21 protein-coding genes are annotated in these 18,841 nt (G+C 73.2%); 9 read left to right on the top strand and 12 right to left on the bottom strand.

The features are described from left to right. Window positions 1-85: 85 nt before the first annotated feature. The 4 genes from ACQEVB_RS37850 to ACQEVB_RS37835 are packed head-to-tail and all read left to right on the top strand — an operon-like array spanning window position 86 to window position 2,818. Window positions 86-1,321 (top strand): Rieske 2Fe-2S domain-containing protein, encoded by a 1,236-nt coding sequence (locus ACQEVB_RS37850; protein WP_432983690.1) that lies wholly within the window; start codon window positions 86-88, stop codon window positions 1,319-1,321. Then, window positions 1,312-1,479, top strand: coding sequence for a hypothetical protein (locus tag ACQEVB_RS37845; protein ID WP_432983687.1), 168 nt, complete (start codon window positions 1,312-1,314; stop codon window positions 1,477-1,479). Before ACQEVB_RS37850 ends, ACQEVB_RS37845 begins: the two co-directional genes overlap by 10 nt. Next, the gene (locus ACQEVB_RS37840; protein ID WP_432983684.1) at window positions 1,476-2,111 is read left to right on the top strand and encodes an HAD family hydrolase; all 636 of its coding nucleotides are present in this window, start codon (window positions 1,476-1,478) and stop codon (window positions 2,109-2,111) included. The genes ACQEVB_RS37845 and ACQEVB_RS37840 overlap by 4 nt, the downstream gene beginning before the upstream one ends. Further along, window positions 2,108-2,818, top strand: coding sequence for an SDR family oxidoreductase (locus tag ACQEVB_RS37835; RefSeq protein WP_432983681.1), 711 nt, complete (start codon window positions 2,108-2,110; stop codon window positions 2,816-2,818). The genes ACQEVB_RS37840 and ACQEVB_RS37835 overlap by 4 nt, the downstream gene beginning before the upstream one ends. A 4-nt stretch (window positions 2,819-2,822) precedes the next feature. On the opposite strand, the gene ACQEVB_RS37830 is transcribed toward ACQEVB_RS37835, so the two are convergent. Genes ACQEVB_RS37830 through ACQEVB_RS37820 form a run of 3 tightly spaced genes read right to left on the bottom strand, consistent with a single transcriptional unit; the run spans window position 2,823 to window position 3,962 of the window. Beyond that, the gene (locus tag ACQEVB_RS37830) at window positions 2,823-3,137 is read right to left on the bottom strand and encodes a hypothetical protein (RefSeq protein ID WP_432983679.1); all 315 of its coding nucleotides are present in this window, start codon (window positions 3,135-3,137) and stop codon (window positions 2,823-2,825) included. Beyond that, window positions 3,134-3,535, bottom strand: a complete 402-nt coding sequence (locus ACQEVB_RS37825) for a tautomerase family protein (protein WP_432983676.1) — start codon at window positions 3,533-3,535, stop codon at window positions 3,134-3,136. The genes ACQEVB_RS37830 and ACQEVB_RS37825 overlap by 4 nt, the downstream gene beginning before the upstream one ends. Before the next feature lie 22 nt (window positions 3,536-3,557). Next, complete coding sequence (locus ACQEVB_RS37820) at window positions 3,558-3,962, bottom strand: DUF4345 domain-containing protein (RefSeq protein WP_432983673.1); 405 nt, start codon at window positions 3,960-3,962, stop codon at window positions 3,558-3,560. A gap of 75 nt (window positions 3,963-4,037) precedes the next feature. Between ACQEVB_RS37820 and ACQEVB_RS37815 the strand changes: the two genes are divergently transcribed. From ACQEVB_RS37815 to ACQEVB_RS37805, 3 genes are all read left to right on the top strand, one after another. Continuing rightward, window positions 4,038-4,970: an o-succinylbenzoate synthase gene (locus ACQEVB_RS37815; protein ID WP_432985502.1), complete on the top strand. Its 933-nt coding sequence runs from the start codon at window positions 4,038-4,040 to the stop codon at window positions 4,968-4,970. 64 nt (window positions 4,971-5,034) lie between these two features. Further along, the gene (locus tag ACQEVB_RS37810) at window positions 5,035-6,009 is read left to right on the top strand and encodes an RNA polymerase subunit sigma-70 (RefSeq protein WP_432983670.1); all 975 of its coding nucleotides are present in this window, start codon (window positions 5,035-5,037) and stop codon (window positions 6,007-6,009) included. After that, window positions 6,006-6,419 (top strand): DUF6069 family protein, encoded by a 414-nt coding sequence (locus tag ACQEVB_RS37805; RefSeq protein WP_432983667.1) that lies wholly within the window; start codon window positions 6,006-6,008, stop codon window positions 6,417-6,419. Before ACQEVB_RS37810 ends, ACQEVB_RS37805 begins: the two co-directional genes overlap by 4 nt. 76 nt (window positions 6,420-6,495) lie before the next feature. On the opposite strand, the gene ACQEVB_RS37800 is transcribed toward ACQEVB_RS37805, so the two are convergent. From ACQEVB_RS37800 to ACQEVB_RS37780, 5 genes are all read right to left on the bottom strand, one after another. After that, entirely contained in the window at window positions 6,496-6,672 is a 177-nt protein-coding gene (locus ACQEVB_RS37800; protein WP_432983664.1) for a hypothetical protein, read from the bottom strand. Window positions 6,673-6,710: 38 nt separating this feature from the next. Then, window positions 6,711-8,297, bottom strand: a complete 1,587-nt coding sequence (locus tag ACQEVB_RS37795; protein WP_432983661.1) for an MDR family MFS transporter — start codon at window positions 8,295-8,297, stop codon at window positions 6,711-6,713. A gap of 65 nt (window positions 8,298-8,362) precedes the next feature. Beyond that, window positions 8,363-9,784 (bottom strand): aldehyde dehydrogenase, encoded by a 1,422-nt coding sequence (locus ACQEVB_RS37790; protein WP_432983658.1) that lies wholly within the window; start codon window positions 9,782-9,784, stop codon window positions 8,363-8,365. Then, window positions 9,784-10,848, bottom strand: coding sequence for a 4-hydroxy-2-oxovalerate aldolase (gene dmpG / locus ACQEVB_RS37785; protein ID WP_432983655.1), 1,065 nt, complete (start codon window positions 10,846-10,848; stop codon window positions 9,784-9,786). The genes ACQEVB_RS37790 and dmpG overlap by 1 nt, the downstream gene beginning before the upstream one ends. Next, the gene (locus ACQEVB_RS37780; RefSeq protein WP_432983652.1) at window positions 10,845-11,753 is read right to left on the bottom strand and encodes an acetaldehyde dehydrogenase (acetylating); all 909 of its coding nucleotides are present in this window, start codon (window positions 11,751-11,753) and stop codon (window positions 10,845-10,847) included. Before ACQEVB_RS37780 ends, dmpG begins: the two co-directional genes overlap by 4 nt. A 182-nt stretch (window positions 11,754-11,935) precedes the next feature. Between ACQEVB_RS37780 and ACQEVB_RS37775 the strand changes: the two genes are divergently transcribed. After that, window positions 11,936-12,676, top strand: a complete 741-nt coding sequence (locus ACQEVB_RS37775; RefSeq protein WP_432983649.1) for a PadR family transcriptional regulator — start codon at window positions 11,936-11,938, stop codon at window positions 12,674-12,676. A gap of 76 nt (window positions 12,677-12,752) precedes the next feature. Here ACQEVB_RS37775 and ACQEVB_RS37770 read toward each other — a convergent pair whose 3' ends face one another. The 3 genes from ACQEVB_RS37770 to ACQEVB_RS37760 are packed head-to-tail and all read right to left on the bottom strand — an operon-like array spanning window position 12,753 to window position 15,429. After that, window positions 12,753-13,121 carry an SCO5389 family protein gene (locus ACQEVB_RS37770; RefSeq protein WP_432983646.1) on the bottom strand — a complete coding sequence of 123 codons (369 nt, stop codon included), beginning with the start codon at window positions 13,119-13,121 and terminating at the stop codon, window positions 12,753-12,755. A gap of 12 nt (window positions 13,122-13,133) precedes the next feature. Next, window positions 13,134-14,087 carry an AAA family ATPase gene (locus ACQEVB_RS37765; RefSeq protein WP_432983643.1) on the bottom strand — a complete coding sequence of 318 codons (954 nt, stop codon included), beginning with the start codon at window positions 14,085-14,087 and terminating at the stop codon, window positions 13,134-13,136. A 22-nt stretch (window positions 14,088-14,109) separates the two neighbouring features. Next, window positions 14,110-15,429, bottom strand: coding sequence for an MFS transporter (locus ACQEVB_RS37760; RefSeq protein WP_432983640.1), 1,320 nt, complete (start codon window positions 15,427-15,429; stop codon window positions 14,110-14,112). Between the two features lie 178 nt (window positions 15,430-15,607). Here ACQEVB_RS37760 and ACQEVB_RS37755 point away from each other — a divergent pair, with 178 nt between their 5' ends. Further along, the gene (locus ACQEVB_RS37755) at window positions 15,608-16,522 is read left to right on the top strand and encodes a proteasome assembly chaperone family protein (RefSeq protein WP_432985499.1); all 915 of its coding nucleotides are present in this window, start codon (window positions 15,608-15,610) and stop codon (window positions 16,520-16,522) included. A 4-nt stretch (window positions 16,523-16,526) separates the two neighbouring features. Here ACQEVB_RS37755 and ACQEVB_RS37750 read toward each other — a convergent pair whose 3' ends face one another. Beyond that, the gene (locus ACQEVB_RS37750) at window positions 16,527-18,797 is read right to left on the bottom strand and encodes a transketolase-like TK C-terminal-containing protein (protein WP_432983637.1); all 2,271 of its coding nucleotides are present in this window, start codon (window positions 18,795-18,797) and stop codon (window positions 16,527-16,529) included. Between the last annotated feature and the right edge of the window lie 44 nt (window positions 18,798-18,841).

Raw genomic sequence — 18,841 nt, 5'->3', positions numbered from 1 at the left:
GCGCCTGCCGAACACCACACCGGTGTTCTGCCGTGCCGAACGATCACCTTCCCGCAGGTCACGAACGCTTCCTACGGTGTGGCGCATGCTGAGCGCGGAGAAGAACGAGCGGCTCACCCGCGTCGGACGGGGCACGCCCATGGGAGAGCTGCTGCGCCGCTACTGGTGGCCGGTCGGCACCTGGGACATGGCCACCCGCGTGCCCGTGAAGCGCCGGCTGCTCGGCGAGGACCTCGTCCTCTACCGCGACGGCAACGGCACCGTCGGCCTGCTCGCCGAGCAGTGCCCGCACCGCCGCGCCGCGCTGTGGCTGGGCTGCACCGAGCAGGAGGGCCTGCGGTGCGGCTACCACGGTTGGCGCTTCGACGAGACCGGGCAGTGCCTGGAGCAGCCCGGCGAGCCCGCCGACTCCACGTTCAAGGACCGGATCCGCACCCAGGCCTATCCCGTGCAGGAGCTGGGCGGTCTGGTGTTCGCCTACCTCGGCCCGCTGCCGGCGCCGGAGCTGCCCCGCTACGACCTGTTCGTGTGGGACGACGCGTGGCGCGACATCGGCCACGCCGAGCTGCCGTGCAACTTCGTGCAGATCATGGAGAACTCCGTCGACCCGTACCACGTCGAGTGGCTGCACGGGCGCTACGGCTCGTTCCTCAAGGAGCTGGGAGGCGGCGGCCCGCTCCCGTTCGTCACGAAGAAGCACATCAAGGTGGCGTTCGAGGTGTTCGAGCACGGCATCCTCAAGCGCCGCGTGCTGGAAGGGCACACCGAGGAGGACGAGGACTGGAAGGTCGGGCACCCGCTGGTGTTCCCGCACATGCTGCGGGTGGGTGCGGCCGGGCTCGCCACGTTCCAGATCCGGGTGCCGATCGACGACGAGAACACCTGGCACGTCTGGTACCAGACCTACCGCCCCGACGGCGGCGCCCCGACGCAGGACACGATCCCGACCTACGAGGTGCCGCTGAAGGACGAGCAGGGCGAGTGGCTGCGCGACTACGTCGACGGGCAGGACATCGTCGCGTGGATCACGCAGGGCCGGATCTCCGACCGCACGAAGGAGCACCTGGGCCGCTCCGACCTCGGCGTGATCATGCTGCGCAAGCTCTACGCGGAGCAGATGGATCGCGTGGCCCGCGGGGAAGACCCGATCTGCACCTACCGGGAGCCGCACGACGTGATCGACCTGCCGATGGAGCGCGACAAGTTCGGGTCGGCCGTCGAGTTCCGGCAGCTGTGGACGCGGGAGAGCTCCGTGCGCTACTCCCCCATCCGCGACGAGGTGCTGGAGCTGTTCGGCGACCCGGTGCCGGCGTGGATGTGACGTTCTGTCCCGGCTGCGGCGCCGCGCTCGACGGCGCGTCGTTCCAGCAGGAGTACTGGGTGGCGGCCGACCGGCACGTGGTGTGCTGGTGCGCCACCTGCGGCCTGACGTGCACGATCGTGATCGGCGCGCTCGTGGGGACGGAGCCGGAGCATTGAAGGCACTGCTGCTGGACCTGGGCGGCACGGCGTTCGTGTCGGGGAACGAGCTGCTCCGCCTGCTCGGCGAGCGGGAGCCGCGGCTGCGGGCGGTCGCGGCGCGGTGCGGGCCGCTCGGCATGTCGCCCGATCCGCTGTGGGATCGCATGATCGCGACGGAGATCGGCGAGCGCGAGTACTGGCGCGTCCGCTGCGCGGAGGTCGGCACCGCGATCGGCCGTGACTGGTCGCTGCGCGAGTTCATGGACGCGCTCTACACGCAGGTCGACGACGTCGTCCGGCCGGAAGCGGTGGCGCTCGTCGCTGCGGCGCGGGCGGCCGGGCGGCCCGTCGGGGCACTGACCAACGACCTGCGCGCGTTCCACGGCGAGGCGGGGCTGGCCGACCTGCCGTTCCTCGCCGGCCTCGACGCGGTGGTGGACGCCTCGGTGACCGGGGTGCTGAAGCCCGATCCGCGTGCGTTCGAGCTGGGCGCGAAGGCGCTGGACGTCGACCCGGCCGACGTCGTGTTCGTCGACGACATGCCGTGGAACATCGCGGGCGCGGAGCGGGCCGGCATGATCGCGGTCGAGGTGGACCTGCGGGAGCCTGCCGCGGCGTTCCGGCGGGCGGCGCGGGAGCTGGGTCTGTGACCGGGCTGGCCGTGGTCGTGGGGGTGTCGGGCGCGCTGGGCTCGGCGATCGCCACCCGCCTGCGGAGCGCCGGGCTCGACGTCGTCGGGGTGGCGCGGGGCGCCGAGGACTGCCGGGCAGACATCGGGTCCGACGACGCGATCGCCGCGATCGCCGCAGCCGTGGACGGGCGGCCGGTGCGGATGGTCGTCCAGGCGGCGGGGCTGCCGGCGGCCGGACCCCTCGCGACCGTCGAGCCGGACGCGTTGGGCCGGGCGGTGGCGCTGAAGTGCGGCGGGCTGCTGCGGCTGGTCCGGGCCGTGGACGGGCAGCTCTCCCGCGGTTCGCGGATCGTCGCGCTCGGCGGGCACTTCGGCAGCGAGCCTGCGCCCTACGCGTGCGCCGCCGGCGTGACGAACGCGGCGCTGGCGAACCTCGTCCGCCAGCTCGCCGACGCGTACGGGCCGCGCGGGGTCACCGCGCACCTGGTGGCACCCGGTCCGGCGGACACACCGCGGCTGCGCGGCCTCGCGGAGGCCGCCGCCGTCGAACGCGGGATCGCGGTCGAGGAGGTGCTGGCGGAGCGGGCGGCGGAGTCACCGCTGGGCCGGCTCGTCACGCCGGAGGAGGTGGCGTGGGCCGTCGTTGCCCTGCTCGCCCCCGAGGCCGACGCGCTGCTCGGCTCGACGCTGGCGCTGGACATGGGCGCGCGCCGAGGCATCTTCTGACGCGTCACACAGCGCGCGCCTTCCCGACGAAGGCGTAGGCCTCCGCTGCGAGGATGGGCCACGCCGACTCGTCGAGCACCGTCAGCCACTCCTTCTTCGGCGTGCCCGTGTTGGCGTCGAAGGGGCTGCCCACGCCGTCCGCGACGAGCTCGACGACGCGGGCGCGGGGCAGCTTCACCACGAGGTGATCGCGCACGTGCATCGCGAAGATCCGGCCGTCGACCTTGAGCGCGTGCGAGCCGAAGCCGGTGCCGTGCGCGGCGGGCGGGGTGACCCCGGGCCGGCCGACGAACTCCTCGACCAGGTCGTCGAACGTCATGACGCGCTACGGGCGGCGATCTCGTCGCGGCGCGCGGCGCTGGCCGGCACCCCGCCGATGCCCCAGTCCTCCGGCGGCACCTGGATGATCCGGCCGCGCACGTCCCGGCGTTCGACACCGAGCACGTCGACGACGATGTCGGTGAGCGCCCCGAGCACCCGAGCGCGCTGCTCCGCGGGCCTGCCCTCCAGCATGAGCGCCGTGAAGTAGGGGGCGGCCTTCCCCGGCTCGCCGCCCACGACCCAGTGCTCGGGCCGGTGCAGGGTCAGGTAGGCCCGCACCCGCTCGACGGGCGCCTCCAGCAGCTCCGCGTACCGCACGCTGAGGGTGCGCAGGAGCTCCGTGTGCTGGGTCGAGGTGTGCGTCCCCTCGACCAGGTGCACCTCGAGGATCGGCATAGCGCAACACCGTAATGGAGCGTCAAGCGGTGGCGCGGCGAACCTGTTCCTGCCACAGGACGAGCGCCGGCATCCCGACCAGCTCCAGGACCGTGGCCGCGATGAACGCGGGGTGCGGGCGACCGGTGGTGCGCCACGACAGGAGCCGGCCGATGCCGCCGACGAACCCCGCGGCGGCGAGGACCCGCAGCGGCGCAGCGGCCTGCTCCACCTTCGGGATGGAGGCCCAGATGACGGGCGCAGCGGCGAGGAAGAACGCGCTGGTGACGCGGTACTCGCTGTCGAGGGACGGCTCGACGACGCTCCGGTCCGGGCCGGGCAGCGCGCGGTGCCCCACCAGCACGCCGGCACCACCGGACAGTGCCGGGATCGCGGACAGGACGCCGAGGGTGATCTGCAGGGCGCGGCGGTTCTTCGTGGTGACCATGACCCCACCCTGCCAGTTTCTACGCCGTGTAGAAAGTCCTACGATCGCCGTGTGACGATTCCCTACGCGATCCCGATGCGCACCCGGTTCCGCGGGATCACGGTGCGCGAGGGCCTGCTGATCGAGGGCCCGGCGGGATGGGGCGAGTTCTGCCCGTTCCCCGAGTACGGCGACGCCGAGTCGGCGTGGTGGCTCGCGACGGCGATCGAGCAGAGCACCGACGGCTGGCCGGAGCCCGTGCGCGAGCGCATCCCCGTGAACGCGACCGTGCCCGCCGTCGGCCCGGAGCGCGCCCACGCGATCGTCGCGGCGTCGGGCTGCCGCACCGCGAAGGTGAAGGTGGCCGATCATCCGACGGCCCTCGCCGAGGACGTGGAGCGGGTCGCCGCGGTGCGTGACGCGCTCGGACCCGACGGCCGGGTCCGCGTCGACGCCAACGGCAAGTGGGACGTCGACGAGGCCGCCGCCGCGATCCGCGCGCTGGACCGGGCCGCCGGCGGGCTGGAGTACGTCGAGCAGCCGTGCGCGACCGTCGCCGAGCTCGCCGCCGTGCGCCGCCGGGTGGACGTGCGGATCGCCGCCGACGAGTCGATCCGCCGCGCCGAGGACCCTCTGGCGGTCGCCGTGGCCGGTGCCGCGGACGTCGCGGTGATCAAGTGCACCCCCCTGGGCGGCGTGCGCCGTGCACTGCAGGTGGCGCAGGCGTGCGGGCTGCCGTGCGTGGTGTCGTCGGCGCTGGAGACGAGCGTGGGGCTGGCCGCCCAGCTGGCGCTCGCCGGGGCGCTCCCCGAACTGGACTTCGCCTGCGGGCTCGGCACCCTCTCACTGCTCGACGGCGACGTCGTCGACGACGCCCACGCGCTGCGTCCGGTCGACGGCTACCTGCCGGTGCCGCGCACCCCGCCCCCGCCGGACCCGACGCGCGTGCCGCCGATGGCACCCGAGCGCGCCGCGTGGTGGCAGGAGCGGTTGCGGCGCTGCGCGGTGGAGGTCGCCCGCACGGCGTGATGAGTTCTCGCGCCCGCTCCCGTCACACCTCCGACGAAACACCATGAGCCGGGAGGATGGCGTGATGGGTGCGGACACGCGCGAGCTGGCCGACGTCGACGAGCCGACGTTCACAGGGCTGGCCCAGCGGCACCGGCGGGAGCTGCACGTGCACTGCTACCGGATGCTCGGCTCCTTCGAGGACGCCGAGGACACCGTGCAGGAGACGTTCCTGCGGGCCTGGCGGCGGCGCGAGACCTTCGAGGGGCGGTCGACGTTCCGGGCGTGGCTGTACCGGATCGCCACCAACGCCTGCCTGGACCTGCTCGCCAGAAGCCGCCCGGAGCCGGCGACCGGCGGCGAGGTGCGGTGGCTGCAGCCCTACCCGGACCGGTTGCTCGACGAGCTGCCCGCGGCGGGCGCCGACCAGCCGGAGGCCGTCGCCGTCGCCCGGGAGACGATCGAGCTGGCGTACCTGGTCGCGGTGCAGCACCTCGCGCCGCGGCCGCGCGCGGTGCTGATCCTGCGGGACGTGCTCGGCTGGCCCGCGAAGGACGTCGCGGAACTCCTCGGCGACTCCGTCAACTCCGTGAACAGCGCCCTGCAGCGGGCCCGCGCCGGCATGCGGGAACACCTGCCGGCCGAGCGGCAGGACTGGACCGGCGACGCCGACGCCGGGACGCGCGAGCTGGTGCGCCGGTTCACCGACGCCAGCATCGCCACCGACATCGACGGGCTCGCCGCACTGCTGCGCGACGACGTCCGGTGCTCGATGCCACCCACCCCTGGCCTGCAGATCGGCCGCGACGCGGTGGTCACGGGCTGGATCGACGACGGCTTCGCCGACCTGGGCCACCTGCGTGCCGTCGGCACCGCCGTGAACCGGCAGCCGGCCGTCGCGTTCTACCTGTGGCGGGAGTCGGAGGGCGCGTACCTCCCCCTGACGCTCGACGTCCTGCGCATCACCGGCGGCGCGATCAGCGCGATCACCACGTTCCACGCCGACCGGTTCGCGCGGCTCGAGCTGCCGGAGCGGCTGCCGGCGGATGCCGCGTCATGATCAGCAGGAACGACACCGGGACCCACCCATACCTGCGCCTCGCCGGCACCGGTCTGGCCGCCGCGCTGTCGGCGGTGGTGGCCACCACCCTCGTCGCCGCGCTCGCCCGGGCCGTCGGCGTCGACTTCGAGATCCCGGACGGGGGCGAGGCCATCCCGTTGCCCGGCTTCGCGGTGGTGACCGGGTTCTTCTCCGTCGCAGGGCTCGTCATCGCGGCCGCGCTGCTGCGGTGGAGCACCCGTCCCGCCGAGCGGTTCGTGTGGACGGCGGTGGCGCTGACCGCGTTCTCGCTGGGCGCGCCCGCGCTCTCGGGGGCGGACGCGGCGACCGTCACCGCCCTCGTCGTGCTGCACCTCGTCCCGGCAGCGGTGGTGATCCCCGTACTCGCGCGCAGGCTCAGCGCGCGGTGAGCACCATGGGACCACCGGACCGCTCGGTGAGCAGCACCCCGGCCTGCCACGACGCGGCAGCGCCGCGGACCGTCCGCTAACGGATCGCGCCGCTGCGGCGCCGCTTGACCGCGGCGACCGCGCCGGCACCCAGCAGCACCACCGCGCTGATCAGGATCGCCCAGAAGATGAGCTTGGCCAGGATCCCCAGCACCGAGAACACGAGCCACAGCCCGACCACGACGACGAGAGCGATACCGAGGATGCGCAGCATGTCCGTTATGACGTGCGGGCGTTGCGGGAAGTTCCCCGTCAGTGGGCCATGACCGTCGGCGCGTTGGGATCGGACTTCCCGGACCGCAGGAACAGGGCCAGCACCACGCCGAGACCGGTGAGCACGGCGGTGACGATCATGAGCTGGTCGAGCGCGGTCACGAACACCTGGGTCTGGGCCAGCGAGTACTGCTGGTAGGTGTGCATCATCTCCTGCTGGGCGGCCGCGCCGGTCGCCGGCGTCCCGGCGGGCACGAGCGCGCCGCGCCCGCTGATGAGCGACGCCTGCCACCCGGTCATGAACGCCGTGAGCACGGCCAGCCCGAACGCCTGCGCCGCCCGCTGCACCACGTTGTTGTACGCGCTGGCCGCGGCCACCAGCCGCTCCGGCACCGCCGCGACGCCACCCGTCATGATCGGCATCATCGCCAGGCCCAGCCCGACGGCGCGCAGCACCAGGAGCCACACGATGGTCGACCGCGACGTGTCGATGGTGATGTCGTGCAGCAGGTACGTGCCCAGCGCAGTGATCATGAGGCCGACCACGGCCGGCCACCGCGGCCCGATCTTGTCGTAGAGCAGCCCGGCGATCGGCATGACGACCGCCATCGCCAGCGCCTGCGGCAGCAGCACCAACCCGGCGTCGAACGCGCCGAGCCCTTGCGCCTGCTGCAGGAACAGCGGCAGGTAGAACACCACCGCGAAGAGGCCGGCCACCAGGATCGAGATGAGCAGCAGCGAGTTCGTGTAGGGCCACCTCAGGAACACGCGCACGTCGAGCAGCGGCTCGTCGACCTCCAGCTCGATCACCACGAACAGCGCGAGCGAGATGGCCGACACCGCGAACAGCGTGACGATCCGGCCCGACGTCCAGCCCCACGAGCTGCCCTCCTCCAGGGCGAGCAGGAGCGTGCCGAGCGCCGTCGCGATGGCGGCGAAGCCCCACCAGTCGAACCTGCCGGCCTTCGCCGTCGGGAAGTTCGGCAGCACGAAGACGGCGGCGAGCGCACCGAGGATGCCGATGGGCAGGTTGATGTAGAAGATCAACCGCCAGTTCACGTACTCGACGAGGTAGCCGCCGACGACCGGCCCGAGGGCGGGCGCGAAGATGATGCCCAGCCCGTACATGCCCATGGCCTGGCCGAGCTTGTCCTTCGGCACCAGCGCGTAGACCATCGTGAGCGTGATCGCCGGCAGCACGCCGCCCGGGATCGCCTGCACGACGCGGAACGCGACGAGCGAGTCGAGGCTCCACGCCAGCCCGCACAGCACCGAACCGGCGGCGAACAGCACGAGCGCGACGGTGTAGACGCGCTTCATCCCGAACCGCAGGCCCAGCCACGCGCTGACCGGCACCACGACGCCCTCGGACAGCGTGTAGGCCGTGGCGATCCACTGCACCTGGTCGGTGGTGGCGCCGAAGTCGCGCTGGATGTCGACGACGGCGACGTTGACGATCGTGGTGTCGAGGATCGACATGAACATGCCGGAGACCAGCACCAGCATGGGCAGGATCCAGCCCCGGTCACCTGCGGCAGGAGCCGTGGTGACGGGTGCCGGCGCAGCAGGAGGCGACTCGACCCGGCGGGGAGGCGCGTCCGCCAACACCTGGTCGTCGACGCTCATTCCCCCGAGCGTGGCACGGGGCGACGCCCGTCGCCGCTATGGGTGATCATCGCCACCCGGGCGGGTCAGGCGATCGCCATCACCACCGCCTTCGGTTCGGTGAAGAACTCCCGGCTGAACGTGCCGCCCTCGCGGCCCCAGCCCGAGTCGCCGAACCCGCCGAACGGGGCCCGCAGGTCGCGCACGAAGAAGCAGTTCGTCCAGATCGTGCCGGCCCGCAGCTGCGCCGACACCCGGTGCGCGCGCGAGAGGTTCTCGGTGAACACCATCGCGTTGAGCCCGTAGCGGCTGTCGTTCGCGGCCCCGACGGCCTCGCCCTCGGTGTCGAACGGGGTCACCGTGACGACCGGCCCGAAGATCTCCTCGCACTGGATCGCCGAGTCGGCCGGGGCGTCCACGACCACGGTCGGCTTCACGAACCAGCCGTCGCCGAGGCCACCGGTGAGCACCTTCCCGGCCGGCGCGTCGACGTAGCCGCGCACCTTGCGGTAGTGGGTCTCCGAGGCGAGCGGCCCGACCTGCGTGCCGGGGTCCTTCGGGTCGCCCAGCACCAACGCCTCGGCCGCCGCGACGAACCGGGCCAGGAACTCGTCCAGGATCGGACGCTCGACGTACAGCCGCGAACCGGCGAGGCACACCTGCCCGGCGTTGGTGAAGATCGCCTTGATCGACCAGTCGACGGCCACGTCGAGGTCGGCGTCGGCGAACACCAGGTTGGCACCCTTGCCGCCCAGCTCGAGGCTGACGGGTGTGAGGTTGCGCGCCGCCGCACCGGTGATGATGCGGCCGGTGCCGGACTCGCCGGTGAACGTGATCCGGTCGACGCGCGGGTCCTCGGTGAGCGCGGAACCGGCCGAGTCGGGCCCGTACCCGTGCAGCACGTTCAGGACGCCGGGCGGGATGCCGGCCTCCAGCGCGAGCCGGGCGAGGATCGTCGCCGAGGCGGGCGTGTCCTCGGCGGGCTTCAGCACCACCGTGTTGCCCCAGGCCAGCGCGGGCGCGACCTTCCAGCTCTCCAGCATCAGCGGGAAGTTCCACGGCGCGATCGCGGCGACGACGCCGGCCGGCTCGTACCGGGTGTACGCGTGGTGGCCGGTGTCCATGGGCAGGGTCTCGGCGGTGGCGAGCCGGGCGTGGTCGGCGAAGAACCGGAAGTTCTGCGCGGTCCGCGGGACGTCCTTGCCCTTCGCGTCGCTCACGGGCTTGCCCATGTCGCGGGTGTCGGCCATGGCCAGCTCGTCCGTGTGCTCGACGATCAGGTCGGCCAGCCGGTGGATGAGCGCGCCGCGCTCGGCGAAGCCCATCCGCGGCCACGGACCCTCGTCGAACGCCCTGCGCGCCGCGGCCACGGCGAGGTCGGCCTCGGGCGCGCCGCCGAGCGCGACCGACGCCCACGCCTCCTGCGTGTACGGGTCGACCGAGTCGAACCGCGCCCCGTCCAGCGACGCGCGCTCCACGCCGTCGATGACGTGCCCGAACGTCTCCATCAGGCCTGCTCCCCCGCCGCGGCGAGCTGGATGGCCACGTCGATGATCATGTCCTCCTGGCCCCCGACCAGGCCGATCTCGCCGCAGCGACGCAGGATCTCGTGGGCCGGCACCTTGTACCGCTCGGCGGCGATCTCCGCGTGGAGCAGGAACGACGAGTAGACGCCTGCCCAGCCCTGCACGATGGCGTTGCGGTCCATCTTCGGCCACCGCGGCAGGTACGGGCGCACGACGTCCTCGGCGGCGGCGAGCAGGCCGAGCACGTCGACGCCGGTGTCGACGCCGAGCCGGTCGAACACCGCCGCCAGCACCTCGGTCGGCGAGTTGCCGGAGCCGGCACCGAGCGCGCACAGCGACCCGTCGATGTAGCGGACGCCCGCCTCGTACGCGAGCACCGAGTTCGCGACGCCGAGGCTCATGTTCTGGTGGCCGTGGTAGCCGACCCACGCCTCGTCCCCCACCTCGGCGACCAGCGCCTCGAAGCGCGCCTTCGCCTCGTGCATGAGCAGCGCGCCGGCCGAGTCGGTGACGTACGCGGCCTGGCAGCCGGCGTCGACCATGATCCGGGCCTGCTTCGCCAGGTCCTCCGGCGGCGTGCGATGCGCCATCATCAGGAACCCGGCGGTCTCCATGCCCAGGTCGCGCGCCGCGCCGAAGTGCTGCGGGGAGACGTCGGCCTCGGTGCAGTGGGTGGCCACCCGCACCATGTCGGCGCCGGCGTCGCGCGCCTTCTTCAGGTCCTCCACGGTGCCGATGCCCGGCACCAGCAGCACCGCGATCTTCGCCTGCCGGGCCTCCTCACGGGCCGCGGCGATCAGGCGCATCTCGTCGGTGTGGCTGAACCCGTAGTTGAACGAGCTGCCGCCCAGCCCGTCGCCGTGGGTCACCTCGATGACCTCGACTCCCGCGCCGTCCAGCGCCCGCACGGTGTCGCGCACCTGCTGCTCCGTGAACTGGTGCGCCATGGCGTGGCTGCCGTCGCGCAGGGTCGTGTCGATCAGACGGATGTCGTGGGCGAGCTCCGGCCTCCTCTGGACCGATGATTCGCTCGCAAGCTCGCTCATGCGGGCACCTCCAGCTTCTTCGCAGCCATCAGCTCGCCGACCCGGGCCGCGGCGGCGGTCATGATGTCGAGGTTGCCGGCGTACGGGGGCAGGTAGTCGCCGTTGCCCTTCACCTCCAGGAACACCGCGACCCGGGCGTTGCCGCCCCACGACTCGCGCGGCTCGTCGAACTGCGGCTCGGCACGCAGCGTGTAACCGGGCACGTACTCCTGCACCTCGAGCACCATGTCGTGGATCGAGGCGCTGATCCGCTCGCGGTCGGCGTCCGGGGCGATCATGCAGAACACGGTGTCGCGCATGATCATCGGCGGCTCGACGGGGTTCAGGATGATGATCGCCTTGCCGCGCTCGGACCCGCCGACCTCCGCCACCGCGCGCGACGTGGTGTGGGTGAACTCGTCGATGTTGGCGCGGGTGCCCGGGCCGGCCGACCGCGACGCCACCGACGCGACGATCTCCGCGTACGGCACCGGCGTGACCCGCGAGACCGCGTGCACCATCGGGATGGTGGCCTGGCCACCGCAGGTGATCATCGAGACGTTCGGTGCGTCGATGTGCTCGCGCAGGTTGACCGGCGGGCACACCATCGGGCCGAGGTGCGCCGGGGTCAGGTCGACGGCCTGGATACCGGCCTCGGCGTAGCGCGGTGCGTTCGCGATGTGCGCCTTGGCCGAGGTGGCCTCGAAGACGATCTCGGGCAGCGGGTCCTGGCGCAGCAGCCAGTCGACACCCTCCGCCGAGGCCGCGATGCCCTTGTCGCGGGCCCGCGCCAGCCCGTCCGACTCGACGACGCCGACGACGTACCGGACGTCGACCAGCGGGCTGCGCTCGAGCTTCGCCAGCAGGTCGGTACCGATGTTGCCCGGTCCGACGATGGCCGCCGGGACCGCTTCTCCTGGGCTCATGCAGCGATGGTCGCCGCGCCGGACGTCGATCGGAACCGCCGCGTTCCGATGAGCGGAACGGCAGCGGACGTGACCGGCGTCACATTGTCGACGCGAACAATCGCGATATATCGTGATGGCACACGAGCTACTCGATGCCAACCGGCAGGAGGCTCACCACGACCGATCAGGAGATCACCACCATGAACGCGAACCCCGCCTTCGACCAGCCCGGATTCGGCCCCCAGTTCGGGCCCGGATTCGGCCCCCGCATGCGTCGCCGCTTCCGCGGCGGCCCGCCGTTCGGCCCCATGGCCGCGGCCGCCCACATCCACGCCGACGTCGACGACGGTGACGACGCCGACCCGCGCAAGGAGCACCTGCGCCACGCCCGCCGCCGCGGCGGCTTCGGCCCCGGTTTCGGGCCGGGCTTCGGCCCCGGCTTCGGCGGCCCCGGCCCGTTCGGCCCGCGTGGCCGTGGACGCGGCCGGCGTGGCCGGCGCACCGCCCGCGGTGACATCCGCCTGGCCGTGCTCGCCCTCGTGGCCGAGCAGCCGCGCCACGGCTACGAGATCATCCAGGAGATCGCCGAGCGCTCCGGTGGCGCCTGGCGGCCCAGCCCCGGCTCCGTCTACCCCACGCTGTCCCAGCTGGAGGACGAGGGCCTCGTCGCCGTCGAGAAGGCCGAGGGCCGTCGGGTCGTCAGCCTGACCGAGGCCGGCACGACCTACGTCGCCGAGCACCGCGAGGAGCTCGACAAGGTCTGGGAGTCGGCCACGGACGACTCCGACGACGACGGTGCCCGCGCGCTCTTCGAGCAGCTGCACCAGCTGGCCGCCGCCGCGCAGCAGGTCGCAGCCACCGGCACGCCGGAGCAGATCGCCACGGCGTCCGAGTCGATCACCGAGGCCCGCAAGGCCATCTACCGCCTGCTGGCGGAGTGACCGACCCCGCGTGACAGCAAGGCCACCTCCACGACGGATCCCGTCCTGGAGGTGGCCTCGCCGCCGTTCTGGACCCTCAGCAGTCCCGCAGCTCCGGGGTCTGGTTCAGGATCTGCTCCCGCGGGCTGATGAACCTGCGGTGGGCCGCGCCGCCGACCTCGTCGAGGGGGAAGGCGGCGACCTTGTGGCAGTTCTGGAAGGCCAGTGCCACGCCGAAGTGCCGCTCCAGCGCCGTGCGGATGGACGTGCTGGCCAGTGCGCGCAGCAGCTGGCCGCGATGCGCCTCGGACGGCGGAGGCACGGCGTGCTCGCCGTCGGCGGCGGCCGCGGACACGACCTCCCACGCGTAGGGCAGCGAGTCGCGGACGACGGAGAGGAACTGCTCGTCGGTCAGCTCGCCGCGCTCGGCGGAGGCGAGGACGGCGGCGGGGACATCGAGCGACACGGTGGACTCCGATCAGCTGACGGGAACGGGATACGCGAACTCGGGGTCGACCTGGTCGGCCAGGTCGGTGCCGGTGGAGCGGTTGCCCCACGCGGCGGCGTTGCGCAGGTGGAAGGCGACGGTGTCGCGGTGGTAGGCCGCGTGGTCCCGCACCTGCGCGTCGAGGGCGGCGCGCACCGCGGCGAACGCGGCCAGGTTCTCCGGTTCCAGCTCCGCGACGGGCGCGACGGATCCGCGTTCGGCGGCGCGCACCCACACCGACTGCGAGACGCAGCCGACGAGCGCGCCTGGATTGAGTCTGTCGACCTCGTTGCGCAGCCACTGCTCGTCCGACGGGTCGGTGATCTTGTTGCCGAGCACGCGCAGCGCGACCCCGAAGTCGGCGGCGTGCTGGGCGTACTGCCGGTAGACCCCGACGCCGCGCCGGGTCGGCTCGCTGACCAGCACCGTGAGGTCGAAGCGGGTGAACAGACCGGACGCGAACGCGTCGGCGCCCGCGGTCATGTCGACGACGACGTACTCGCCGGGGCCGTCGAGGAGGTGGTTGAGCCACAGCTCCACGGCGCCGGTCTTGGAGTGGTAGCAGGACACCCCGATGTCGGACTCGGCGAACTCGCCGGTCACGACGTAGGGCACCTCGCCCGGCGCGGCGTAGCGGCGCAGCAGCTCGCCCTCGGGATCGAGGTCGACGAGCCGGGAGCCGCGCCCCGGCGGCGTCGTCTTGATCATGGTGTCGAGCGCGGGGATGCGCGGGTTGGTACCGCGCAGGTGGTCCTTCAGCCAGGCGAGGTCGGTGCCCATGGCGCGCGGCGGCGGCCCGTCGTGGCCCAGCGCCGCACCGAGGTGCTGGTTGATGTCGGCGTCGACGGCCACCACCCGGTGGCCGGACGCGGCGAGGCAGCGGGCGAACACGGCGGCCGAGGTGGTCTTGCCGCTGCCGCCCTTGCCGACGAAGGCGATGCGCATGCGCTGACGATAACGGTTTTCACTATCGGGTGACGCGGCGAGGTCCCCGTCGGCGGTCCAGCACCTCCCGCAGCGGCGGGACGACCACCCCGTCCTCCGCCATCTTCCGGCGCGCCTTGCGCCGAGCCAGCAGCACCCCGACGATCGCGACGGCCCACCAGACGTACTGCACCGTCCAGGCGAGCCGGAACGACTCGGGCGTGTACCCCGCCGGTGCGACCACGCCCAGCACCGCACCCATCGCGAACGCCGTGAGCAGCGACGCGGTGAACCCGCCGATGTTGACGATCCCGACGGCCGTGCCGCCACGGTGGGCCGGGTTGAAGGTGCGCGCGAAGTCGAACCCGATCATGGAGCCGGGCCCGCCCGTGGCCAGCACGATCACCAGCAGGACGAGCAGCCACACCGGGGCGGGCGGTGGCACCAGCAGCACGACCGTCCAGACCGCCGCCGTCGCCACGATCACCGTGATCACGAGCCAGGACCGGCGCAGCGGGTGCCGGGCCGTGAACTCCCCGAACAGCGGACCGGCCACGATGCCGACGCCCACGAGCAGCGTGAGCATGCCCGCGGCGCCCGTGGCGCTGAACCCCTGCCCGGCCACCAGGTACGGCACACCCCACAGCAGGGCGAAGACCACGCCGGAGAACTGCGTGCCCATGTGGCTCCACAGCCCCAACCGGGTGCCCGGCTCGCGCCACGACGCGCGGATCCCCTCGACGACCTGGGCGACGGTGCCGGCCGGCCGCGGCACCGGCGCACCCGGCGGCCGGTCCCGCACGACCGCCCACGCCGTCAGCGCCACGAACGCCCCGACCCCGCCGGCCGACACGAACGCCGCCGTCCAGCCGCCGACGTGCAGCAACGCCGCGAGCGGCAGCGCCGAGAGCACCTGGCCCAGCTGCCCGATCAGGCCGGTCAGCTGGGTCATCAGCGGCACCCGGCGCGCCGTGAACCACGTCGGGACCAGCGAGAACACGCTGACGAACGTCAACGCGTCGCCGATCCCCACCAGCACCCTCGCCGCGACGGCCAACGGCAGCTCGGTGGTCGTGCCCAGCAGCACCTGCCCGGCGGCCATGGTCAGCCCGCCGACGGTCACCACGGCCCGCGCACCGAACCGGTCCAGCAGCACCCCGGCCGGCACCTGCAGGGCCGCGTAGACCAGCAGCTGCAGCACCACGAACCCGGACAGCAGCGCCGGGCCGGCGCCGAACCGCTGCGCCGCGTCCAGGCCGGCCACCCCGAACGAGGTGCGGTGCATGATGCCGATCAGGTAGGCCGTGAGGCCCACCGCCCACACGGCGGTGGACCGCCGATCCACACCCCAGCCTGCGCCCATCTCCCGTCCATGGTGCGTGACGCGCGGTGCGGATGGGAACGCGGTGCGTGCCGTCTCACGCTGTGTGCCCGGTCGCACCCTCCCCCACCCTGCACAGGACGGCGGCGGACCGGAATGCTGTGCGTGCGCTCGCACGTTGTCTCGTGGTTGGCTGCCGCGAGGAAGGGAAGTGGACACGGTGCTCGACCCCGCCGGGCTGTACGAGATCATCGCCGACGTCGACGTCGACGATCCGGTGCTCATCGTGGCGCTCGACGGGTTCGTCGACGCCGGATCGGCCACGCGCCTCGGTGTGGCGGCCCTGCGCATCGGGCAGGAACCCCGCACGGTCGCGCGCTTCGACGTCGACCAGCTCGTCGACTACCGCTCGCGGCGACCGGCGCTGCGCTTCGACACCGACCACTGGGCCGGCTACACCGCGCCCGAGCTGGAGGTCGTGGCGATGGCCGACACCGCGGGCAACGAGTACCTGCTGCTGTCCGGCCCCGAGCCCGACACCCAGTGGGAGCGGTTCTGCGCGGCCGTCGAGCAGGTGGTGCGCCACTTCGACGTCCGCCTGGTGATCAACCTGTCGGCGATCCCGCTCGCCGTGCCGCACACCCGTCCGATCGGGGTCACCGCCCACGGCACCCGGCCGGAGCTGACCGAGGGCCACGAGGCGTGGTTCTCCAGCGCCGAGGTGCCGGGCAGCGCGATCGCGCTCATGGAGTACCGGCTCGGCGAGGCCGGGCACGACGCGATGGGCTTCGCCGTGCACGTGCCGCACTACCTGGCGCGCGCGGAGTACCCGCAGGCCGCGCGGGTGCTGCTGGACCACGTCGGCCTGGCCGCCGAGCTGTACCTGCCGACCGAGCCGCTCGCGGAGGCGTCCCGGCAGGCCGAGGAGGAGATCGCCGAGCAGGTGGCCGCGTCGGACGAGGTCCGCCAGGTCGTCGACGCCCTGGAGCGCCAGTACGACGCGGTGTCGTCCGGCCGCGGCGACCGCAGCGTGTTCGGCCTGGGCGGGGAGCTGCCCAGCGCCGAGGAGCTGGGCGCCGAGGTCGAGCAGTTCCTCGCCGAGCGCATCGACCCGGAGGACCCGCCGACCACCTGACCGATCAGCGCAGGTCGAGGGCCGCCGCGACCACGGAGTCCGCGTCGATGCCGTGGTGGCGGTGCACGTCGGCGAGCCCGCCCGACTGCCCGAACCGGTGCACCCCGAGGTGCGTGGCCCGTACCTGGTTGATGCCGGCGAGGAACGCCAGCGTGTGCGGGTGCCCGTCCAGCACCGTGACGAGCGGGGCGGCGCGCCGCGCCGGGAACGCGGCCTCCAGCACCCAGCTGTCGGCCGACGCGCGGCCGGCCCTGGCCTGCACGGCGTCGAACACCAGTCCGGGGCTGGTCACGCACACGACGTCGGCGGCGACGTCCTGCGCGGCCAGGCGGTCCGCCGCCGCAAGCGCCTCGGGCACCATCGCGCCCATGGCGGCGATCGTCACGTCCGGTCGGCCCGGGCTGCGGCGCAGCGGGTAGGCCCCGGCCACGACCTGGCGCCGGCGCCGTTCCCGTGCCGCCGGGTCGGCGGGCACCGCCGCCAGCGACTGGTCGACGGGCCGGGTGGACAGCCGCAGGTACGCCGACGTGCCGTCCGGCCGGCCGAGCTGCGCGAGCGCGGCGAGCAGCGTCCACTCCACCTCGATCGCGAACGCGGGCTCGTAGGCGGTGCATCCGGGCTGCTCCAGGCCCACGGACGGCGTCGAGATCGACTGGTGCGCGCCGCCCTCGGGGGCGAGCGAGACCCCGGACGGCGTCCCGACCAGGATCGACTGCCCGCCCGCGTAGATGCCGAACGACCACGGCTCCAGCGCGCGCTCGACGAACGGGTCGTAGAGCACCCCGATCGGCAGCAGCGGTTCGCCCCAGCGGCTCCACGTGGCGCCCAGCTCGCCGAGCAGCCCGACCAGGTTGGTCTCCGCGATGCCGAGCTCCAGGTGCTGGCCGTCGGGCCGTTCGCGCCAGTGCAGGATCGTCTCCGGGTCGTCGGCGAACCAGTCGACCCGCTCGCGCGCCGACCACACCCCCACCTTGTTCACCCACCCGCCGAGGTTGGTGGAGCTGGACACGTCCGGGCACAGGGTGACCACGCGCCGGGCCGCGTCGGGCGCCGAGCGCGTCAGGTCCAGCAGCGCCCGGCCCAGCGCCGCCTGGGTGGTGGCGGTGCCGCCCGGCGTCCGCCCGAAGTCGGTCGGGACGGTCACCACCGGAGGGGCGGGCACCGGCTCCCGGCGCAGCCGCGCGGCCACCTCGGCGCACAGCCGAGCGGCGTCGGAGTCCTCGGGGAACCGCGCCCACGGCTCGTCCACGTCGGCTCCGACCCGGGTGGCCAGCTCGCCGAGCTGGTCGGCCGTGAGCAGCGACGAGTGGTTCTGCGGGTGCCCCTCGGTGGCCAGCCCGTGCCCCTTCACGGTGTACGCGAAGATCACGGTGGGGCGCGTGTCGTCGATGGCGGCGAACGCGTCGCCGAGCGCGTCGAGGTCGTGGCCGCCGAGGTTGCGGATCGCCGCGACCAGCGTGTCGTCGTCCAGCCCCTCGACGAGCGCCGCGAGCTCCGGCGAGTCCGGCACGCGGACGCGCAGCTCGGCGGCGGTGCAGCGCAGCAGCCGCTGGTACTCGGGGTTGGGCATCTCGTCGATGCGCCGGCGCAGCGCCGGCCCACCGGGCAGCGTGAACAGCTTCTCCAGCAGCCGCCCGTACTTGACGGTCAGCACCTGCCAGCCCGCGGCGTCGAACATGCCCTGCAGGCGGGTGGCGCCGATGTTGGGCACGACCCGGTCCAGCGACTGCCGGTTGAGGTCGACGATCCAGCAGACCTCCCCCAGCTCGGCCACCATCGGGTCGAGCACGGCCTCCCACACCGCGCCCTCGTCCAGCTCCGCGTCGCCGACCAGGGAGTACTGCCGTCCCTCCCCCGCCCGGACGTACCGGCGGGCCAGCGCGCCCCAGATCGGGGCGGTGGCGCCGATGCCGACCGAACCGGTCGAGTAGTCGACGGGGTCGGGGTCCTTGGCCCGGCTCGGGTAGCTCTGCAGGCCACCGAACGCGCGCAGCGTGGTCAGGTAGCGCCCGTCCAGCTCGCCCAGCAGGTAGTTGATCGCGTGCAGGACGGGCGAGGCGTGCGGCTTCACCGACACCCGGTCGCCCGCGCGCAGGTGCTCGAACCACAGCGCTGTCATGATCGTCGTCATCGACGCGCTGGACGCCTGGTGCCCACCGACCTTGAGACCCTCCGGGTTGGGTCGCACCCGGTTCGCGTGGTGCACGATCGCCGTGGCGAGCCAGAGGACCCGCTGCTCGATCTCCTGCAGCGTGGCCGGCGACGTCCCGATCACCGCGTACCTCCATCCGTCGTGATGCGGCGACCACTGCAGCACCA

It is taken from the genome of Pseudonocardia sp. CA-107938 (assembly GCF_050936315.1).
Classification (GTDB): domain Bacteria; phylum Actinomycetota; class Actinomycetes; order Mycobacteriales; family Pseudonocardiaceae; genus Pseudonocardia.
The sequence above is the reverse complement of the archived record's forward strand: the minus strand, read 5'-3'. Positions and strand labels throughout refer to the sequence as shown.

Bases quoted from the DNA above. Each gene is read 5' to 3' on its own strand.
- ACQEVB_RS37765 (WP_432983643.1), bottom strand. From the start codon at position 14,087: ATGCGCATCGCCTTCGTCGGCAAGGGCGGCAGCGGCAAGACCACCTCG.
- ACQEVB_RS37795 (WP_432983661.1), bottom strand. From the start codon at position 8,297: ATGAGCGTCGACGACCAGGTGTTGGCGGACGCGCCTCCCCGCCGGGTC.
- ACQEVB_RS37820 (WP_432983673.1), bottom strand. From the start codon at position 3,962: ATGGTCACCACGAAGAACCGCCGCGCCCTGCAGATCACCCTCGGCGTC.
- dmpG (WP_432983655.1), bottom strand. From the start codon at position 10,848: ATGAGCGAGCTTGCGAGCGAATCATCGGTCCAGAGGAGGCCGGAGCTC.
- ACQEVB_RS37775 (WP_432983649.1), top strand. From the start codon at position 11,936: ATGAACGCGAACCCCGCCTTCGACCAGCCCGGATTCGGCCCCCAGTTC.
- ACQEVB_RS37825 (WP_432983676.1), bottom strand. From the start codon at position 3,535: ATGCCGATCCTCGAGGTGCACCTGGTCGAGGGGACGCACACCTCGACC.
- ACQEVB_RS37790 (WP_432983658.1), bottom strand. From the start codon at position 9,784: ATGGAGACGTTCGGGCACGTCATCGACGGCGTGGAGCGCGCGTCGCTG.
- ACQEVB_RS37800 (WP_432983664.1), bottom strand. From the start codon at position 6,672: ATGCTGCGCATCCTCGGTATCGCTCTCGTCGTCGTGGTCGGGCTGTGG.
- ACQEVB_RS37810 (WP_432983670.1), top strand. From the start codon at position 5,035: ATGGGTGCGGACACGCGCGAGCTGGCCGACGTCGACGAGCCGACGTTC.
- ACQEVB_RS37815 (WP_432985502.1), top strand. From the start codon at position 4,038: ATGCGCACCCGGTTCCGCGGGATCACGGTGCGCGAGGGCCTGCTGATC.
- ACQEVB_RS37805 (WP_432983667.1), top strand. From the start codon at position 6,006: ATGATCAGCAGGAACGACACCGGGACCCACCCATACCTGCGCCTCGCC.
- ACQEVB_RS37850 (WP_432983690.1), top strand. From the start codon at position 86: ATGCTGAGCGCGGAGAAGAACGAGCGGCTCACCCGCGTCGGACGGGGC.
- ACQEVB_RS37780 (WP_432983652.1), bottom strand. From the start codon at position 11,753: ATGAGCCCAGGAGAAGCGGTCCCGGCGGCCATCGTCGGACCGGGCAAC.
- ACQEVB_RS37830 (WP_432983679.1), bottom strand. From the start codon at position 3,137: ATGACGTTCGACGACCTGGTCGAGGAGTTCGTCGGCCGGCCCGGGGTC.
- ACQEVB_RS37760 (WP_432983640.1), bottom strand. From the start codon at position 15,429: ATGGGCGCAGGCTGGGGTGTGGATCGGCGGTCCACCGCCGTGTGGGCG.